The sequence below is a fragment of the Paraburkholderia bengalensis genome (assembly GCF_037126505.1).
Taxonomy (GTDB): Bacteria; Pseudomonadota; Gammaproteobacteria; order Burkholderiales; family Burkholderiaceae; genus Paraburkholderia; species Paraburkholderia bengalensis.
On record NZ_JACFYJ010000290.1, the window covers coordinates 1 to 589 of the forward strand.

Genomic DNA, 589 nt, shown 5'->3' on the forward strand with positions numbered 1-589 from the left:
TGCCCTTCATGCCTTCCCTTGCAACGGCGTCGCCGTTGAAAACATAACATTCCTGTCCTCAAGGCGCGCCATTGTAGTCAAAGGGGATGCGGTTGGATTCAACCATTAATGCCCTTCTTCCTCCACTGTCAAATTGTTCTGGACGGACGTAACGCCAGATACACCCTCAGCAACCTTCCCTGCGAGATCTATCTGCGCCTGTTTCGGAACCATTCCTACAAGATAGATCTTGCCGCTACGAGCGATGGCGTGAACATCGCTCCAGTCCATGCCTTTTTGCTTGTACAACGCCGTCTGAACTCGCTTCGCCAACTCTCTATTTGCTGCTCTATTCGACGAACTAGAGGGGGCTGTTGGCGACGCTGCCGCGCTCGTCTCTTGTGCGTTAACGACGGGTGCGGTGGCGACAACGGCACTGACGGTGATCGCTGCGGCAACGTAGGTCTTCATGGATTTCATCTCTTCTCCTTCGGGTGAGTTCCAAACTGGGTGGAGAGACTCGAAAAGATCGCTGGTCATCAAAGTGCGGCGAAAGAAAATCCCGACGTTGATGACCCGCGGCCACGACGTTCAGCAATCGGATTGTAGG

1 protein-coding gene is annotated in these 589 nt (G+C 54.0%); it reads right to left on the bottom strand.

The window, feature by feature from the left end; translation table 11 throughout:
- Window positions 1-105 precede the first annotated feature (105 nt).
- The gene (locus H3V53_RS43300; protein WP_336603055.1) at window positions 106-459 is read right to left on the bottom strand and encodes a BON domain-containing protein; all 354 of its coding nucleotides are present in this window, start codon (window positions 457-459) and stop codon (window positions 106-108) included.
- Window positions 460-589 lie beyond the last annotated feature (130 nt).